The organism is Sphingomonas sp. GW821-FHT03E12 (genome assembly GCF_059420685.1).
Map to the genome: position 1 here is coordinate 608,806 of NZ_JBWKUF010000003.1, position 16,334 is coordinate 625,139.

The 16,334-nt window shown below is 66.1% G+C and carries 17 protein-coding genes; 8 read left to right on the top strand and 9 right to left on the bottom strand.

Going from position 1 to position 16,334, the window contains the following annotated elements; all coding sequences use genetic code 11:
* Positions 1 to 4: 4 nt before the first annotated feature.
* The gene (locus AC07TU_RS12640; protein WP_495188247.1) at positions 5 to 529 is read left to right on the top strand and encodes a putative immunity protein; all 525 of its coding nucleotides are present in this window, start codon (positions 5 to 7) and stop codon (positions 527 to 529) included.
* A gap of 172 nt (positions 530 to 701) precedes the next feature.
* Here AC07TU_RS12640 and AC07TU_RS12645 read toward each other — a convergent pair whose 3' ends face one another.
* The gene (locus AC07TU_RS12645; protein WP_495188248.1) at positions 702 to 1,769 is read right to left on the bottom strand and encodes an alpha/beta hydrolase family protein; all 1,068 of its coding nucleotides are present in this window, start codon (positions 1,767 to 1,769) and stop codon (positions 702 to 704) included.
* Between the two features lie 77 nt (positions 1,770 to 1,846).
* Complete coding sequence (locus AC07TU_RS12650) at positions 1,847 to 2,257, bottom strand: winged helix-turn-helix transcriptional regulator (RefSeq protein ID WP_495188249.1); 411 nt, start codon at positions 2,255 to 2,257, stop codon at positions 1,847 to 1,849.
* A 55-nt stretch (positions 2,258 to 2,312) separates the two neighbouring features.
* Between AC07TU_RS12650 and AC07TU_RS12655 the strand changes: the two genes are divergently transcribed.
* Entirely contained in the window at positions 2,313 to 2,921 is a 609-nt protein-coding gene (locus tag AC07TU_RS12655; protein WP_495188250.1) for an NAD(P)-dependent oxidoreductase, read from the top strand.
* Between the two features lie 42 nt (positions 2,922 to 2,963).
* Here AC07TU_RS12655 and AC07TU_RS12660 read toward each other — a convergent pair whose 3' ends face one another.
* The 6 genes from AC07TU_RS12660 to fabD form a co-directional block, all read right to left on the bottom strand.
* Positions 2,964 to 4,712 (bottom strand): cellulase family glycosylhydrolase, encoded by a 1,749-nt coding sequence (locus tag AC07TU_RS12660; protein ID WP_495188251.1) that lies wholly within the window; start codon positions 4,710 to 4,712, stop codon positions 2,964 to 2,966.
* Between the two features lie 92 nt (positions 4,713 to 4,804).
* Positions 4,805 to 5,773 (bottom strand): endolytic transglycosylase MltG, encoded by a 969-nt coding sequence (gene mltG / locus AC07TU_RS12665; RefSeq protein WP_495188398.1) that lies wholly within the window; start codon positions 5,771 to 5,773, stop codon positions 4,805 to 4,807.
* 25 nt (positions 5,774 to 5,798) lie between these two features.
* The gene (gene fabF, locus AC07TU_RS12670) at positions 5,799 to 7,058 is read right to left on the bottom strand and encodes a beta-ketoacyl-ACP synthase II (protein ID WP_495188252.1); all 1,260 of its coding nucleotides are present in this window, start codon (positions 7,056 to 7,058) and stop codon (positions 5,799 to 5,801) included.
* A 169-nt stretch (positions 7,059 to 7,227) separates the two neighbouring features.
* The gene (locus tag AC07TU_RS12675; protein ID WP_066575645.1) at positions 7,228 to 7,464 is read right to left on the bottom strand and encodes an acyl carrier protein; all 237 of its coding nucleotides are present in this window, start codon (positions 7,462 to 7,464) and stop codon (positions 7,228 to 7,230) included.
* 102 nt (positions 7,465 to 7,566) lie between these two features.
* Positions 7,567 to 8,304: a 3-oxoacyl-[acyl-carrier-protein] reductase gene (gene fabG, locus AC07TU_RS12680; RefSeq protein WP_075151899.1), complete on the bottom strand. Its 738-nt coding sequence runs from the start codon at positions 8,302 to 8,304 to the stop codon at positions 7,567 to 7,569.
* Between the two features lie 133 nt (positions 8,305 to 8,437).
* Positions 8,438 to 9,373 carry an ACP S-malonyltransferase gene (fabD, locus tag AC07TU_RS12685; protein ID WP_495188253.1) on the bottom strand — a complete coding sequence of 312 codons (936 nt, stop codon included), beginning with the start codon at positions 9,371 to 9,373 and terminating at the stop codon, positions 8,438 to 8,440.
* 304 nt (positions 9,374 to 9,677) lie between these two features.
* Between fabD and AC07TU_RS12690 the strand changes: the two genes are divergently transcribed.
* The 5 genes from AC07TU_RS12690 to AC07TU_RS12710 all read left to right on the top strand — a co-directional run bounded on the left by AC07TU_RS12690 (position 9,678) and on the right by AC07TU_RS12710 (position 13,315).
* A complete protein-coding gene (locus tag AC07TU_RS12690) occupies positions 9,678 to 10,043 on the top strand; it encodes an RcnB family protein (RefSeq protein WP_495188254.1) in 366 nt (121 codons plus the stop codon).
* A 339-nt stretch (positions 10,044 to 10,382) separates the two neighbouring features.
* Entirely contained in the window at positions 10,383 to 10,784 is a 402-nt protein-coding gene (rpsF, locus tag AC07TU_RS12695) for a 30S ribosomal protein S6 (protein WP_495188255.1), read from the top strand.
* A gap of 11 nt (positions 10,785 to 10,795) precedes the next feature.
* Positions 10,796 to 11,020 carry a 30S ribosomal protein S18 gene (rpsR, locus tag AC07TU_RS12700; RefSeq protein ID WP_069321915.1) on the top strand — a complete coding sequence of 75 codons (225 nt, stop codon included), beginning with the start codon at positions 10,796 to 10,798 and terminating at the stop codon, positions 11,018 to 11,020.
* Between the two features lie 12 nt (positions 11,021 to 11,032).
* Positions 11,033 to 11,632, top strand: coding sequence for a 50S ribosomal protein L9 (gene rplI / locus AC07TU_RS12705; RefSeq protein ID WP_495188256.1), 600 nt, complete (start codon positions 11,033 to 11,035; stop codon positions 11,630 to 11,632).
* Between the two features lie 132 nt (positions 11,633 to 11,764).
* Positions 11,765 to 13,315, top strand: coding sequence for a phospholipase D family protein (locus AC07TU_RS12710; protein WP_495188257.1), 1,551 nt, complete (start codon positions 11,765 to 11,767; stop codon positions 13,313 to 13,315).
* Between the two features lie 23 nt (positions 13,316 to 13,338).
* Here the strand turns inward: AC07TU_RS12710 and mutL are convergent, their stop codons facing one another.
* Positions 13,339 to 15,123: a DNA mismatch repair endonuclease MutL gene (mutL, locus tag AC07TU_RS12715; RefSeq protein WP_495188258.1), complete on the bottom strand. Its 1,785-nt coding sequence runs from the start codon at positions 15,121 to 15,123 to the stop codon at positions 13,339 to 13,341.
* Between the two features lie 159 nt (positions 15,124 to 15,282).
* Between mutL and AC07TU_RS12720 the strand changes: the two genes are divergently transcribed.
* Positions 15,283 to 16,326 carry a rod shape-determining protein gene (locus AC07TU_RS12720; RefSeq protein ID WP_495188259.1) on the top strand — a complete coding sequence of 348 codons (1,044 nt, stop codon included), beginning with the start codon at positions 15,283 to 15,285 and terminating at the stop codon, positions 16,324 to 16,326.
* Positions 16,327 to 16,334 lie beyond the last annotated feature (8 nt).

Sequence of the window (16,334 nt, forward strand, 5' to 3'; positions counted from 1 at the left end):
GGCGATGACGAGCGCGCTCCCGTTGACGCCGGACGATCTGCGGCACCTCGCTCGCTGGGCCGAGGGTTGCGCGGGCCGCGCCCTTTCGGTGTTCGAAGCACATTGTTCGGACGACCCGCGCCCGCGCGAGGCCCTGATGGCAGCATTGGCGTTCGCGGACGGCGCCGAGCGCTCCGGAGCGCTGCGCAAGGCTGCCTGGGCTGCTCAGGCCGCTGCCCGCGAAACCTCAGCCCCCGCTGCGACCGCCGCCGCGCGCGCCGCTGCTGCGGCAGCCGGTGCCGCCTATCTGCACCCGATCGCGACCGTACATCAGCTCAACCACATCCTCGCCCCCGCCGGTTATGCCGCACATGCGCTCGCCCTGCGCTCGGAAGACCCGGTACGTATCGGGGACATGGAGATCGACAGCGCCATCGCCGGCGCGCCCTCCGCCGTGCGCCGCCTGATCGCCCAACTCCCCCCGCGCGCTCCCAGCCGCACCGCGCTCGGCCGGCTGTTCCACCGCCTCGACACCGGCTTGCGCCGCTAGACCCAACCGCATCCACTGCACCCAGCCGTCACCCCGGCCTTGTGCCGGGGTCCACCGGGAGGCAGCGGCTGGACAAGAGGCTCCAGCTCAGCTCGTGCTGTTGAGTGGACCCCGGCACAAGGCCGGGGTGACGAAGGGAGTAATCCCCGACACGGCGAATCGGAACGCGCGCCTAGTTCCCCGTGTACCCCCGCGCAGCCAGCCAGCTCGACAGCACCGCGATATACTCGGCTGAATCCGCCGTCTCGGTCCCGTCATGCTTGGGGTCGAGCGTAATGCTCTGGTCGGCCGCCATATGCATCGAATGGTCGGCGCCGGCGACGACATGGACCTTCATCTTCGGCATCCGCGGCGCGATTTCCCTGAGCCGCTCGACCGAGGTCGCGACCGGCACCACCGCGTCATAGGCACCGAACAGCACCAGCATCGGCACCTTCACCCCGGTCAGGTTGCGCAGCGGATCATTCTCGATCTCCTTGCGCCATCCCGAGACCGCGCGGTCGCGGATCGTCTCGCCCATATAGGTATATTTGAACCACGGCCGGGTCCTGGCGACGTCGATCATCGCCTGCGCGGCCTCGCGCGTCCCGGTCCCGCGCATATAGGTGTCCACGGCCTTGCGCGTCGCGACCATCTCATCGATCTCGGCCTGCGAATGGCCATTGGCGCGCAGGTGATTGATCGATGAGAAGATCATCTGGACGTCGGCGGTGACCACCGGCGCCGACACCGCGATGACGAAGGCGATCTCAGGGCTGCGCGATGCCGCGAGCGGCGAGATCCACCCGCCCTGGCTCAACCCCCACGTCCCGATCCGCCGCGCATCGATGCGCGGATCGGCCTTGAGGCTGCGCACCGCCGCGATCGCGTCGTCGGCCAGCACGGTATAGTCGCCACCGGCCGCCTTGGTCCCCGACCGCCCCGAACCGCGCCGGTCATAGGTGAACACCGCGATGCCCATTGCCGGCAGCATCACCTTGAGATGCTCGTAGAGCGACGCATCGCCAAGCGGCGAGGATGCACTGTGCGTCACCACCACCGCCGCCAGCGGCTTGCGGCTGCGCGGCAGGTAGAGCGTGCCGCCCAGCTCGACCCCGCCGCTGGTAAAGCGCCGCGCCTCGGTAATGATCTCAAGCGTCGCAGGCGCGCTCCACGGCGGGCTCGCGGGCTTCTCCTGCGCCAATCCAGGCTGGACGAAACCCAGGGTCAGCGCGAGCGCGCAAAAGGCAGTGGAGCGCATCGATGGCCTTTCCTCGGAAGGGAAAGGTTGGGTTGCCGAGCGACGCCGCCTCGTCAACGCCGTCTCGACGAACGACTTCAGGTCGAGCCGCCGTCATAGCCGCGTTGGGCCTCGGCCACGTCGGGCATATGCGTCTCGGCCCAGTCGATCATCGATTGCAGCGACCCGATCAACCCCTGCCCCAGCGGCGTGATCGCATAGGTGACGGTGACCGGCACCGTCGCGACCACCGTCCGGCTGACCAGCCCGTCGCGCTCCAGCGATCGCAGCGTCTGGCTCAGCATCTTCTGCGACACGCCCTCGATCCGCCGCTTGAGCGCGTTGAAGCGCAGGTCCTCCTGCCCGAGCAGCAAGAGGATCAGCACGCTCCATTTATCGGCGATCCGGTCGAGCAGCTTCCGGGTCGGACAATCGGCCGCATAGACATCGCCGCGTTGCACGGCGGTTCCCTCGGGGTGACTATCGTTCTTCAAAGTGCCTTCTTGCATGATCGGTATCCATACCCGACTTGGTATCCATTAGAAACTATATAGGACACCGGACATGAAAGTTGCAGTTCTCGGCGCCAGCGGGCGCGCAGGATCGGAAATCACGAAGGAACTCTCGGCGCGCGGCCATCAGGTGCTCGCCATCGCCCGCAAGCCCGAAGCGATCCCGCAGCTGCCGGGGGTTATCGCGAAGGCCGGTGACGCCTCCGATCCCGCCGCGCTGGCCGATCTGATCCGCCCCGCCGATGCAGTGATCAGCGCGCTGCACTTCGATGTGTCAGCCGACACCCTGTTGTCCGCGCTCAAGCAGGCCGGCGTTCCGCGCCTGCTCGTCACCGGCGGCGCGGCGAGCCTTGAGGTCGCGCCCGGGGTCCGCGTCATCGACACGCCCGATTTCCCGGCGGAATGGAAGGACGCGGCCTTGGGCGGCATCGCCTTCCTCGACGCGCTGCGCGACGAAACGCAGGTCGACTGGACCTATTTCTCCCCCGCTGCCTTGCTGTTCGAAGGCCCCCGCCGCGGCACCTACCGCACCGGCACCGACCAACTCCTCACCGATGCGGATGGCGAGAGCAAGATCAGCTTCGCGGACTATGCAATCGCAATGGCCGACGAACTGGAACAGCACCGCCACAGCCGCGCGCGCTTTACCGCCGCCTACTGATCCGGCATGACCGCGCTGCCCGATTGGCGTCGGGCAGCGTGGTCATTTGCCGGCGAACATCAGACTTTCGATCTCGCAATCGGTACAGGCATCGGCTTTCAGCACCAGCCGGTTCTGACCCGGTGCCAGCCCGATTTCAGCAAAGCGGACCGCTGTCCAGTCGCGCCCGGCTGGAATCGTGATCGACACCGGTGCTCGCCCGTTCGCGGCGAGCGAAAGCGTACCGCCCGCACCGCCGCCTCGCACGCGAACGCTCACGCTCCGCACGCCGGCCTGCTCCGCATCCACGGTGTACTGCATCCATTCGCCGGTCTGTACGCCCGTCACATAGGGTGCGCCCCTGGCGTCCGCGGCGATGTCCACACCATCGTTGCGATAGGTCATGCCCGAATTCCAGGTCACCCGCTCGCCGCCGGTCGCGACATGATAGTTCGCGTCCTCCCGGTCCCGATAGGCAAAGCCCGGCCGCCCAAGGTCGAAGTCGACCGCCGGGATCCGCGCCTCGCTTTTGCCGATACGGTTCGGCTTGAATGCCCGCGTCGCGGTGGAATGTGGCTGGCGGAACATCGCGTCGATCACGTCGGGATGCTGGATATTATTCTCATACCGCGCGTCGTGCGTCGCCAGCCGCATCAGCGCCGCCTCGGCATCCGCCGCGCTCGGCTTCGGCCCCTTGCCGAGCCAATAGGCGACCAGCGCGTTCCACCCCGGATTGGGCACCAGCTGAAGCGGGTTGTTGTAGCGGATCTTCTTGAGCGGCCACCACGCCCAGCCGATCCCCTCGCCCTCGACCAGCGCGATGGCATCACGGAACCAGACGTTCGAATTCTCCCCCGTCTCGCCAAGCCACAGCGGCAGGCGGAGCTTGTCGCGCAGCGCCAGATGACCTTCGATCGAGGCGCGGTCGTTCCGGTTCCAGTATTTGTGGAAGCTCAGCGCGGAGTTCGCGTCGAGCGGCGTGTCGAGCCCGCCATAGTTGTTGCCCCAGCAATTCCCCTCGAGGATCACCATGTGGTTGCGATCGACCGAGCGGATCGCCGCGATCACCTCGCGATAAAAGTCCCATAATTGCGCATTCGCCTTGGACGAACAGCCATTGCCCTGTTTCGGCCCGTCGAAGTCCCAGTTGGGCTCGTTGAGGATGTCATAGGCCGCGATCCCCGGTTCGTTCGCGTAGCGCTCGGCCAGCTTCTTCCACAACGCCACCGTCTTGCGCCGGTTCTCCGCGCTTTCCCACAGGGAGGGCTTGGCGGGATCGCGATCGCTGATCGGCAGGTCGTTGCCCTGCCCGCCCGGCGCGGCATGCAGATCCAGGATCAGATGCATGTTGTTGGCGCGCGTCCATTCGAGCAGCCGGTCGATCCGTGCGAAGCCGTCCTCGATCCACGTATCCTGCCCCGCCACCGGCTCGCGCTCGGCCGGCAGCGTGAACAGGTTATAGTGCATCGGCAGTCGCACCGAGTTGAAACCCCAGCGCGCCATTGCGTCGATGTCGGCCTTGGTCGTGAAATTATCGAGCCAGGCCTTATAGAAACGCGCCGCCTTCTCCTCGCCGACCAGCTCGGTAATCCGGCGCCGGATCACATGCTGCTGGCCCTTCTCGAGCCCACCGAGCTCGAGCATATAGCCTTCCTGCAGCATCCAGCCGCCCAGCCCCATGCCGCGCAGCAGCAACGGGCGCCCCTCGCCATCGACGATCTGCTTGCCCTCGCGATGCACGAAGCCCTGCGCACCGGCCGGCGCGGCCCCGGCCAGCAACCCCGCCACGACCGCAATCCAGCGCATCCGCATCGCATCCCTCCCATCGATTCTGCATCGTTGGGAACGTTATCAATCGCAGAAATCCGCGTAAATGGCCGTTTGACGGCTTGGCCGTCAGCGGGTCACATTTCTCCCCGCGCCCGGCGCAGCGCATACCATTTCTGGACGTTGGCGTTGTGCTGCTCGAGCGTGTCGGCGAAGATATGCCCGCCGGTGCCGTCGGCGACGAAATAGAGCGCGTTGGTCTCGGCCGGGTCGAGCACCGCGTCGATACTCGCGCGGCCGGGATTGGCGATCGGCCCGATCGGCAGCCCGGCGCTGGCATAGGTGTTGTAGCCGTTCTTGTCCTGCAGTTCGGAGCGCAGGATGCGGCGGCCCAGCGGCTTGCCCTTGGTCACCGGATAGATCACCGTCGGATCGGCCTGCAGCGGCATGCCGCGCTTGAGGCGGTTGGAATAGACCCCCGCCACCATCCGCCGCTCCTCGGCCTTGCCCGTCTCCTTCTCGACGATCGAGGCGAGGATCAGCGCCTGTTCCGGCGTGCTCACAGCAATCCCCGGCTTCCGCTTCGCCCAGGCTTGCTCAAGATACTTCGTCATCGCCGCCTGCATCCGGTCGAGCACCGCCTGCCGGCTGTCGCCGCGATTGTAGGAATAGCTGTCGGGCAGGATGCTGCCCTCTTCGGGTACCACTGTCTTGCCGCCCAGTTGCGGCGCCGCGGCCAAGCGTTCGTGGACGAGGATAGAGGGCATCCCCTCGGGGATCATCACGAAGCGCTGGAGCGTGCGGCCGCCCTGCAGCATCTTGAGGACATCGGCCTGGCTGATCCCGGCGGGAACGCGATATTCGCCCGCCTGAACCGGCGCATCGTCGCCGAAGAGGCGAGCCATCCACAGGAAGGTGTCGGCGCTCTTGATTGCGCCCGCCTTCTCCATCGCCTCGGCGGCCGAGCGCATTGTGGCGCCCGCCGGCACCTCGACCGTCACATTGGCCTTGCCCGGCCCCGCGCCACCCCATTGGTTCGCCGCCCAGAAGGCGGCGGCGCCAATGATCAGAACGGCGATGACGCCCAAACACCCAAGCTTGCGCAACATCGCCGTGCTTCTCCTGTGGAGATCAGACCGCCTTCATCACCAGCGATGCGTTGGTGCCGCCGAAGCCGAACGAGTTGTTCAGCACCGCCTTCACCTTGCGCTCCTTGGCAACGTGCGGGACCAGGTCCACGCCCGCGCAATTCTCGCTCGGATTGTCGAGGTTGAGCGTCGGCGGCACGATCCCGTCGCGCATCGCAAGGATGCAGAAGATGCTCTCCACCGCGCCCGCGCCGCCCAGAAGATGGCCGATCGCCGACTTGGTCGAGCTCATCGACAGATCGCCGATCGCATTGCCGAACAGCTTGCGGACCGCACCCAGTTCCAGCTCGTCGCCGAGCGGGGTCGAGGTGCCATGCGCGTTGATGTAGTCGATGTCGCTGAGGTCGAGGCCCGACTTCTTCATCGCCATCTGCATCGAACGGAACGCGCCCGAACCCTCGGGATGCGGTGCGGTGACGTGATAGGCGTCGCCCGACAGACCATAGCCGACCACTTCGGCATAGATCTTGGCGCCGCGCGCCTTGGCCCGCTCATATTCCTCGAGCACGACGATGCCCGCGCCCTCGCCCATCACGAAACCGTCGCGGGCCTGGTCCCAGGGGCGGCTCGCACGCCACGGCTCGTCGCGGAAGCCGGTGGACAGCGCGCGCGCCTGGCCGAATCCGGCGATTCCGATCGGGCACACCGTGCTCTCGGCGCCGCCGGCCAGCATCACATCGGCGTCGTCCATCGCGATCATCCGCGCGGCGTCGCCGATCGAGTGCGCGCCGGTCGAGCAGGCGGTCACAACGGCATGGTTCGGCCCCATCAGGCCGTATTTGATCGAGACCTGCCCCGAGATCAGGTTGATCAGGCGGCCATGGACGAAGTGCGGCGAAACGCGCTTCGGGCCCTTCTCGGCCAGCACCAGCGATTCGCTCTCGATGCCTGGAAGGCCGCCGATGCCCGACCCGATCGAGCAGCCGGCGCGATAGCGCTCCTCCTCGGTCATGTCGGTGAGGCCGGCATCCTCGATCGCCTGTCCGGCGGCATCGATGCCATAGATGATGAACGGATCGACCTGGCGCTGGATCTTGTGATCGACGCGCTTGGCGGGATCGAAGCCATATTCATGGTCGGCGGGCTTCACTTCGCAGGCATAGTTGCTCTGGAAGTCGGTGGCGTCGAACCGGGTGATCGTCCCCGCGCCGGATTTCGACGCGATGATGTTCTTCCATGCGGTTTCGACATCCGCACCCAGCGGGGTCACGAGGCCAAGGCCAGTCACGACGACGCGGCGCATAGTATCTCTCCGTTCAGAGCATCGTGCCGAAAGAGCGGGAACCGGCCTTTGGCGAACAACGATGCGGCAGCAAATGGTCTCAAAAAACGAAACGGCTCCCCGCCCCTTTCCGGGACCGGGAGCCGTTCGTCAATTCCTGCCCGTGCGGGCGGCCATGCGGTAGGTCCGCTTAGCCCTGATTCTCGTCGATATAGGTGATCGCGTCCTTGACGGTCGTGATCTTCTCGGCGGCATCATCGGGGATCTCGACGCCGAATTCCTCTTCGAACGCCATCACCAGCTCGACGATGTCGAGGCTGTCCGCGCCCAGGTCGTCGATGAAGCTCGCGTCCTCGGTCACCTTTTCGGCCTCAACGCCGAGGTGCTCGACGACGATCTTCTTCACGCGATCGGCGGTCTCGCTCATACCCTGTTCCTTCTTAAATTGGGTCGTTGGATTGATAATTCCTGAACGCACGTAGAACGCCGCCCGGCCCCGCGCAAGGGGTCGCGAAGCGTTCGCGCCGCGTCAGATCATCGCCATGCCGCCATTCACATGCAGCGTCTGGCCGGTGACGTAACCTGCTTCCTTCGACGCAAGATACACCACCGCCGCGCCGATGTCCTCACCGGTACCAAGGTCGCCTGCGGGAATCTTCGTCAGCAACGCGGTCTTCTGCGCTTCGGGCAGTACGTCAGTCATCGCGGAGCGCATGAAGCCCGGCGCGACGCAGTTCACGGTGATGTTGCGGCTCGCCAGTTCCTGCGCCAGCGCCTTGGACATGCCGACCAGGCCGGCTTTCGACGCGGCATAATTGGCCTGCCCCGGATTGCCGGTCTGACCGACCACCGAGGTGATCGAGATCATCCGGCCATAGCGCGCCTTCATCATCGGCTTGGCGGCGGCGCGCATCAGGCGGAACGCGGCCTCAAGGTTGACGCGGATCACCTGATCCCATTCCTCGTCCTTCATCCGCATGGCGAGGTTGTCGCGGGTGACGCCGGCATTGTTAACGAGGATATCGAGCTTGCCGAGCGCCTCGACCGCACGCGGGACAAGGCCGTCCACCTCGGCACCATCCGACAAATTGCACACCAAAGCGACATGATCCCCGCCCAGCTCGGCGCGGAACGCCTCCAGCTTCTCGGCATTCGATCCCGAAATCGCCAGCCGCGCGCCCTGCGCCGCCAGCCCCTTCGCGATCGCGGTCCCCAGCCCGCCCGAAGCGCCAGTCACCAGCGCGGTCATGCCTGTAAGGTCGAACATATTCCCTCTATTCCCTCTTTCTTCCGTCACCCTGAGCTTGTTTCAGGGTCCAGTTCGTCACCGGCGACTGAGCCACTGGTTGCACGATGGATGCTGAAACAAGTTCAGCATGACGGCGTGTTGTTGGCCAGTTCTAGAGCGCCTTCTCGAGCGCTTCGATATCGTCCATCGTCACCACGCTGGTCACGGCCGCGTCGGGCGCGATGCGCTTGACCATCGCCCCCAACACCTTGCCGCCCAGTTCGACATAGTCCGTCACCCCGGCATCGAACATCGCCGCCACCGATTCGCGCCAGCGCACCATGCCGGTGACCTGCTCGACCAGCAGCGTGCGGATCGTGTCGGGATCATGGACCGGCGAAGCGGTCACATTGGCGTAGACCGGCACCAGCGGCGCGCGAATCGCGACGTCGGCCAGCGCCTTCTCCATCGCGTCCGCCGCCGGCTGCATCATCGGGCAGTGGAACGGCGCGGACACCGGCAGCAGCACTGCGCGCTTGGCGCCGTGATCCTTGGCGATGGCGACCGCACGGTCGATTGCGCCCTTGGCGCCGGAGATCACCACCTGCGACGGATCATTGTCGTTGGCGACGGTGCAGACCTCGCCCTCGGCCGCGGCGTCGGCAATCGCCTGCGCCTTGACCAGATCGGCGCCGAGCAGGGCCGCCATCGCGCCCTCACCCACCGGCACCGCCGCCTGCATCGCCTGCCCGCGCAGCTTGAGCAGCTTGGCCGTCACACCCAGGTCCAGCGCCCCCGCGGCGCACAGCGCGGTATATTCACCCAGCGAATGGCCCGCGACGAAATCGGCCTTGTCGGCCAGCGAGACGCCGCCCTCCTTCTCCAGCACGCGCAGCACCGCAATCGCATGCGCCATGATCGCCGGCTGGGCATTCTCGGTCAGCAACAGGTCGCCTTCCGGCCCCTCGGTCATCAGCTTGAACAGGTTCTGGCCGAGCGCCTCGTCCACCTCCTGAAACACCTCGCGCGCCACGGCGCTCGCCTGCGACAGCGCGAGGCCCATGCCCACCGACTGGCTCCCCTGGCCCGGAAAGATGAACGCACGCATGTTATGGCTCCCTCATATTACGTTCGGTCCCGCGCCGGCCCACTCCCCCACCCGGCCACCCAGCGACAGCATCCTATGGGTGGCCGGGTGGAGGAGCGGGCCGGTGCCGCGTCAGCGCAAGCTGACAACAAACAAGCCGCCGCCCTATGCCCGCAGGGCCAATCCCGCAAGATGAACGAACGCGACACACTTGCGACAATCGGTGACCATTTTCCGGGTTGCCGGCGAAACTTCCGCGACACCCCGTCTCCAGATTGCAGCTGTGGCCGCTGAGGCGACCGCCAGTAGATCGAGGAGACAGGATATGAAGAAGTTCGTGCTCGCGGCGGTCGCCGCATCGATGATCGCCAGCCCGGTGCTGATGGCCGCTCCGGCCGCCGCCGCGCCCCAGCATCACACCACCACGGTCGTGAAGCACAAGCCCAACGGCAAGGTCGTGGTGAAGAAGCAGACCTACCGCCCGGCGCGGGTCGAGTATCGCAACTGGAAGCGCGGCCAGCGGTTCGACAGCCGCTACGCCCGCAACTATCGGCAGATCGACTATCGCCACTATCGCGGTCTCAAGGCGCCGCCGCGCGGCTACCGCTATGTCCAGTCGGGCAATGACGCGGTGCTGGTCGGCATCACGAGCGGGATCGTCGCCGCGGTGTTCGCCAACATGATCCGGTAAGGTCCGACAGAAGCGTCAATCAAGCTTCCTCCGGGCGGCGGGGTGTCAACCACTCCGCCGCCCTCGCCTGCCCATGATTTCTTAGCTTCCAATGTTGGAATTCAGATGCTTAGTAAGGATTCCAAAGGACGTATGCGAGGAAATATGCGCCGGAAAAACAGCGCGTTTGTGTCAAGCAACCTGTCAACTTCGAGGCCGGACTTGCCTTTTGCCCCCACCGCGCGTAGAGGCGCGGCGTTGAGCGGCAGCTTCGGCTGACCGCTTTTCGTATTTGGAACGACAGCCGGAGGGGCGTCCGCACGGGGCGGCGTCAGCGATCGGCCAACAGTGAGAAGACGCATGGCTCTGTACGAGCATGTGTTCCTTGCGCGCCAGGATCTGGCACAGGCGCAAGTGGACGCACTGGCGGAAACCGCCACCAAGATCGTCGAGGACAATCAGGGCAAGGTCGTGAAGACCGAGACCTGGGGTCTTCGTTCGCTCGCCTACAAGATCGCGAAGAACCGCAAGGCGCACTATGTGATGCTCGAAATCGACGCCCCCGCGGGTGTCGTCGCCGAGCTCGAGCGCCAGACGCAGATCAACGAAGACGTGATCCGCTACATGACCGTCCGCGTGGACGAGCTGGAGCAGGGTCCGACCGTGATGATGCGCAAGGGCCAGGAGCGCGAGCGCGGCCGCGGCCGTCGTGATCGTGAAGAAGGTGGCAACACCACCGGCTTCAGCAACGCGGGCGAGTAAGGAGAAAGACCATGGCACGACCCTTTTTCCGCCGCCGCAAAAGCTGCCCCTTCTCCGCGAAGGACGCCCCCCGGATCGACTATAAGGACGTACGTCTGCTGCAGGGCTTCGTGTCCGAGCGAGGCAAGATCGTCCCGTCGCGCATCACTTCGGTGAGCGCGAAGAAGCAGCGCGAGCTGGCTGTCGCCATCAAGCGCGCGCGTCATCTGGGCCTTCTGCCCTTCATCGTGAAGTAAGGAGCGCAGCTCATGGAAGTCATCCTGCTTGAGCGCGTCGAGAAGCTCGGCCACATCGGCGACGTGGTGAAGGTGAAGGACGGGTTCGCCCGCAACTTCCTTCTCCCGAACAAGAAGGCGCTCCGCGCCAACGAAGCCAACCGCAAGGTCTTCGAAGCCAACCGTGAACGCATCGTGGCCGACAACGCCGCGAAGCGCAGCGAGGCCGAGAAGGAATCGAAGGGCCTCGAGGGCGTTTCGGTCACCCTGATCCGCCAGGCGTCGAACACCGGCCAGCTCTACGGCTCGGTCGCGGTTCGCGACATCGTCGAAGCGCTGGTCGCCGACGGCCACAAGGTCACCAAGTCGCAGGTCGTTCTCGACAAGCCGATCAAGGCGATCGGCGTGTTCGAGGTGCGCGTCGCGCTTCACGCCGAAGTCGCCGTGACCGTCAAGGTCAACGTCGCCCGCTCGCCCGAAGAGGCCGAGATGCAGGCACAGGGCGTCGACGTCATGGCCGCGATGTTCGAAAAGGACGAGACCGGCTTCGTCGAAGACCGCGACCCGAACCTCGAGCCGGGCGAAATCGCCGCGGACGAGGCTCCGGCCGCCGAGGAGCAGGCCGAGGGCTGACGCTCTCGCCGTTCCGGCAAGTCAAAGAGAAGGGCCGCGCGGGAAACCGGGCGGCCCTTTTCCGTTGTAGTGCCGCTTGCAAAGTTGGATTTCGCCTGCTCACCTCGCGACTGTCAGGGGTGAAGCCGGATCATGATCAAGATTCTCGTTCTGGCCGGTCTGGGGTTTATCGCAGCCTCGATGCTCGCGACCTGGCTCTACGGCCGCTTTGCAGCCGGTGTTCAGGGCAAGCCATCCCACGCCCTGCCGATCGCGGAGGATCAGACCGCGCTGGATCGCCGCATCGGCGCAGCGACCGCCGCCCATCCGGGCGAGACCGGCCTGCTGCTGCTCGACGAGAATCTCGACGCCTTTGCCGCGCGAGGCATCTCCGCACGGCAAGCCGAACGCTCGCTCGACCTCCTCTATTACATCTGGAACGACGATCTGACCGGCCGTCTGCTGATGGCCGAAATCCTTGAAGCGGCCGGGCGCGGCGTTCGCGTCCGCCTTCTGGTCGATGATATCGGCACCGGACACAGCTCGGACGCCATGTCCGCCATGGCGCATCACCCGCTGATCGAGATCCGCATCTTCAACCCCACCCGCGCCCGGCCAGGCAGCCTCCGGCGCGGCATCGAGATGGCGCTGCGGACCTTCAGCGTCACCCGGCGGATGCACAACAAGGCGTGGATCGCCGACGGGCGCATCGCGATCCTGGGCGGGCGCAATATTGGTGACGCCTATTTCGACGCGGCCGAAAGCACCAATTTCCGCGACATGGATGTCCTCGCGATCGGCGCAGCCGTCGGCGAGACCGAACGGATCTTCGACGACTATTGGAACAGCGGCCTCGCGCTGCCGGCAGACCGGCTTTCGCCGCTCCGAAATCCCGATGCGGCGCTCGCGAAGATCACACCTGAGCTCGCCGCCACCGCCGCTCGCACCGACGCACACGCCTATCTCGATCGCATCGCCAGCCGGATCGCGATCTTCGATCCCGAAGCGACACGACCGGACTGGACGCCAACCGCACGCGTCATCGCCGACCCCCCGGAAAAGGCCCTCGGCAAGAAGGGCGAGAACTGGCTGATGCGCGAGTTGTTGCCCGTGTTTGTCGCAACGAAGCAACGGATCGAGATCACCTCACCCTATTTCATCCCGGGCGTGGAAGGCACCACCGCGCTCGGCGGGCTGGCAGCGCAAGGAATCGCGGTCTCGATCCTCACCAACTCGCTCGCCGCGACCGATGTCGCCGCGGTCCATGGCGGCTATGCCCCCTATCGCGTTCCGCTGCTCAAGGCCGGGGTCAGACTATGGGAGCTTCGCCCGGAAGCCACGGGACGGAAACTCACCCTGCGCGGGTCGAGCAGCGCCAGCCTGCATACCAAGGCGTTCACCACCGACGGGACGTCGGGCTTCATCGGATCGATGAACTTCGATCCACGCTCGGCCTCGCTCAACACCGAGATGGGCGTGCTCTTCGACTGCCCGACGATCGCCGCGAAGATGGAAGCGGTCTGGCAGCATGATACCGCGCCGAACCACAGCTTCGCGGTCAGCCTGACCCCGGATGGCGCACTGCAATGGCGCGCCAGCGATGGCGGAAAGCCCATAACCTATGAACGCGACCCGGAGGCCTCCTTCTGGCGCCGCCTGACCGCCCGGGTCGTCGGATGGCTTCCGCTGGAGTCGCAGCTCTAGAGGGCGGGCCTCACCGCCGCGTCTCACTTCCGCCCGAACAGTTTCTCGATATCGCCATGCGCCAGCTTCACCCAAGTCGGGCGGCCATGGTTGCATTGGCCCGAATGCGGCGTGATCTCCATCTCGCGGAGCAGCGCGTTCATCTCCGCGACCGACAGCACCCGCCCGGCGCGCACGGAACCGTGGCACGCCATGGTCGCGGCGACATGGTCGAGCCGCTCCTTCAGCGAAAGCGCCTCGTCGAACGCGGCCAGCTCGTCGGCGATATCGGTGACCAGCGCGGTGACATCGCCCCCGCCCAGCATCGCAGGGGTCGCGCGCACCAGCATGGCGCGAGGCCCGAAGCGCTCAAGCTCCAGCCCGAACTCGGCCAGTTCCGCCAGCCGCGCTTCCAACCGGTCGCACGCCGGTTCGTCCAGTTCGACAACCTCTGGAAGCAGCAGCGCTTGCGCCGCGACCCCGCCGTTGCTCATCGCCCGCCGCATCCGTTCGAGCACCAGCCGCTCATGCGCGGCGTGCTGATCGACCAGCACCAGCCCGTCCTCAGCCTCGGCGACGATATAGGTGCGCGCAACCTGCCCCCGGGCGACGCCCAGCGGGAAGCTGGTGACGCCCGGCACTGGCTCAGCGGCGGGCTCGGCCCGGGCCTGGGGCGGCGCAATGAAGCTCGGGCGGCGGTCGAACACCGCGTTGTGGCGGGTCAGGGTCTCGGCCCCGCCATGACCGATTCCCCAGAGATTCTGCTGGGGCTCCGGTGCGGGTGCTGCGGGCTGCTCGGCCTGCCATAGGCCCATCACGGCGGTATCTGCGCGCTGCACGCTGCGATGCCCCGCTTCATCCAGCGCACGCCGCAATCCGCTCACGATCAGTCCCCGTGCCAGCTGCGGATCGCGAAAGCGCACCTCGGTCTTGGCCGGATGGACGTTCACATCGACCTGATCGGCCGGCACATCGAGGAACAACGCCACCACCGGATGCCGGTCACGCGCCAGCATCTCGGCATAGGCGCCGCGCACAGCCCCGTTGAGCAGCCGGTCCTTCACCGGGCGTCCGTTGACGAACAGATATTGGTGGTCGGCGATACCGCGGTTGAAGGTTGGCAGGCTCGCCACGCCGCCCAGCACATGGCTCTCACGCTCGAAATCGACACCGACGCTGTTGGCGGCCAGATCGCGGTCGGTCAGCGCGGCGACGCGTTCGGGCCGGGTCATCCCTTCCTGCACGCTCAACACCCGGCGTCCGTCATGTTCGACCGAGAAACCCAGATCGGGCCGCGCCATCGCCAGCCGCTTCACCACATCGAGACAGGCAGCATATTCAGCGCGGGTCGAGCGCAGGAACTTGCGCCGCGCCGGCACCTTCTCGAACAGTCCTTCGACCCGCACGCGCGTACCCGGCGGCAGTGCAGCCGGTCCCTCGCCAGTCAGCGCGCCGTTATCGACCGTCCGCGCCCAGCCCTCGGCGCCGCGCACCCGGCTTTCGATCGTCAGGCGGGCGACGCTCGCGATCGAGGGTAACGCCTCACCGCGAAAACCCAACGTCGTGACGGCTTCGATCGCATCGTCAGGCAATTTGGAGGTCGCATGACGCTCCAATGCCAGCGCCATTTCGGTGCGGTCCATACCGCATCCGTCATCGGTCACCTCGATCAGGTCGATACCGCCTCCCGCGAGACGGACCGCGATCCGCGAGGCCCCGGAATCGATGGCATTTTCCACAAGTTCCTTGAGCGCGCTGGCAGGGCGTTCCACCACTTCGCCGGCGGCAATTCGGTTGACAAGATGCTCTGGGAGACGGCGTATTGACATGAACGCCGGTGTAGCCCAAGCGGCGCCATTCCGCGACCCGCATCCGCCAGATTTGAGTCCGCCTGATCGGGGCCGGAGTCGATCCGCCCGGATCGGCCGGGATTAGTCTCAGTGCGAATAAGCGGCTCGGGCCCAGCCGCAACAGGACGGTGCGATCAAATGCTATTTTCCCGCCTTTTCAAGTTCATGTCCCACGATCTGGCGATCGATCTGGGAACCGCGAATACGGTTGTGTACCTGCGCGGACGCGGGGTCGTCCTGAACGAGCCGTCCGTCGTGGCGGTCGAAACGCTCAACGGTATCCAGAGGGTGAAGGCCGTCGGCGACGACGCCAAGCTGATGATGGGCAAGACTCCCGGCTCGATCGAGGCGATTCGTCCGCTGCGCGATGGCGTGATCGCGGACATCGACGTCGCCGAAAAGATGATCGAGCACTTCATCCGCAAGGTGCATGGCGGCCGTCGCCGCCGCCCGTTCGGCGTGCAGATCGTGATCTGCGTCCCCTCCGGCTCGACCAGCGTTGAGCGCCGCGCGATCCGCGATGCCGCGTCGAACGCCGGTGCCAGCCAGGTCTGGCTGATCGAGGAGCCGATGGCCGCCGCGATCGGCGCCGACATGCCGGTGACCGAACCGATCGGATCGATGGTCGTCGATATCGGCGGCGGCACCACCGAAGTCGCCGTGCTCTCGCTGCGCGGTCTCGCTTACTCCACGTCGGTCCGCGTCGGCGGCGACAAGATGGACGAAGCGATCGTCAGCTATGTCCGCCGCAACCACAATCTGCTGATCGGCGAAAGCACCGCCGAGCGGATCAAGCAGGAAGTCGGCGTCGCCAAGCCGCCGGCGGACGGCGTCGGCAAGACGATCCACATCAAGGGCCGTGATCTCGTCAACGGCGTGCCCAAGGAAATCCAGATCAACCAGGGCCAGATCGCCGAAGCGCTGAGCGAGCCGGTCGGCACGATCGTCGAGGGCGTTCGCATCGCGCTCGAGAACACCGCGCCCGAACTGGCGGCGGACATCGTCGATCAGGGCATCGTTCTCACCGGCGGCGGCGCGCTGCTGGAAGGGATTGACGAGGTGCTGCGCGACGAGACCGGCCTGCCGGTCACCGTTGCAGAAGACCCGCTTACCTGCGTCGCGCTCGGCACCGGACGCGCACTGGAGGATCCGGTGTTCCGCGGCGTGCTCCTCGCGGTCTGATAAGGGCA

Excerpts from the sequence above, each read along its gene's own strand:
- AC07TU_RS12640 (WP_495188247.1), top strand. The coding sequence starts at position 5 with ATGACGAGCGCGCTCCCGTTGACGCCGGACGATCTGCGGCACCTCGCT.
- AC07TU_RS12645 (WP_495188248.1), bottom strand. The coding sequence starts at position 1,769 with ATGCGCTCCACTGCCTTTTGCGCGCTCGCGCTGACCCTGGGTTTCGTC.
- AC07TU_RS12650 (WP_495188249.1), bottom strand. The coding sequence starts at position 2,257 with ATGCAAGAAGGCACTTTGAAGAACGATAGTCACCCCGAGGGAACCGCC.
- AC07TU_RS12655 (WP_495188250.1), top strand. The coding sequence starts at position 2,313 with ATGAAAGTTGCAGTTCTCGGCGCCAGCGGGCGCGCAGGATCGGAAATC.
- AC07TU_RS12660 (WP_495188251.1), bottom strand. The coding sequence starts at position 4,712 with ATGCGGATGCGCTGGATTGCGGTCGTGGCGGGGTTGCTGGCCGGGGCC.
- fabF (WP_495188252.1), bottom strand. The coding sequence starts at position 7,058 with ATGCGCCGCGTCGTCGTGACTGGCCTTGGCCTCGTGACCCCGCTGGGT.
- AC07TU_RS12675 (WP_066575645.1), bottom strand. The coding sequence starts at position 7,464 with ATGAGCGAGACCGCCGATCGCGTGAAGAAGATCGTCGTCGAGCACCTC.
- fabG (WP_075151899.1), bottom strand. The coding sequence starts at position 8,304 with ATGTTCGACCTTACAGGCATGACCGCGCTGGTGACTGGCGCTTCGGGC.
- fabD (WP_495188253.1), bottom strand. The coding sequence starts at position 9,373 with ATGCGTGCGTTCATCTTTCCGGGCCAGGGGAGCCAGTCGGTGGGCATG.
- AC07TU_RS12690 (WP_495188254.1), top strand. The coding sequence starts at position 9,678 with ATGAAGAAGTTCGTGCTCGCGGCGGTCGCCGCATCGATGATCGCCAGC.
- rpsF (WP_495188255.1), top strand. The coding sequence starts at position 10,383 with ATGGCTCTGTACGAGCATGTGTTCCTTGCGCGCCAGGATCTGGCACAG.
- rpsR (WP_069321915.1), top strand. The coding sequence starts at position 10,796 with ATGGCACGACCCTTTTTCCGCCGCCGCAAAAGCTGCCCCTTCTCCGCG.
- rplI (WP_495188256.1), top strand. The coding sequence starts at position 11,033 with ATGGAAGTCATCCTGCTTGAGCGCGTCGAGAAGCTCGGCCACATCGGC.
- AC07TU_RS12710 (WP_495188257.1), top strand. The coding sequence starts at position 11,765 with ATGATCAAGATTCTCGTTCTGGCCGGTCTGGGGTTTATCGCAGCCTCG.
- mutL (WP_495188258.1), bottom strand. The coding sequence starts at position 15,123 with ATGTCAATACGCCGTCTCCCAGAGCATCTTGTCAACCGAATTGCCGCC.
- AC07TU_RS12720 (WP_495188259.1), top strand. The coding sequence starts at position 15,283 with ATGCTATTTTCCCGCCTTTTCAAGTTCATGTCCCACGATCTGGCGATC.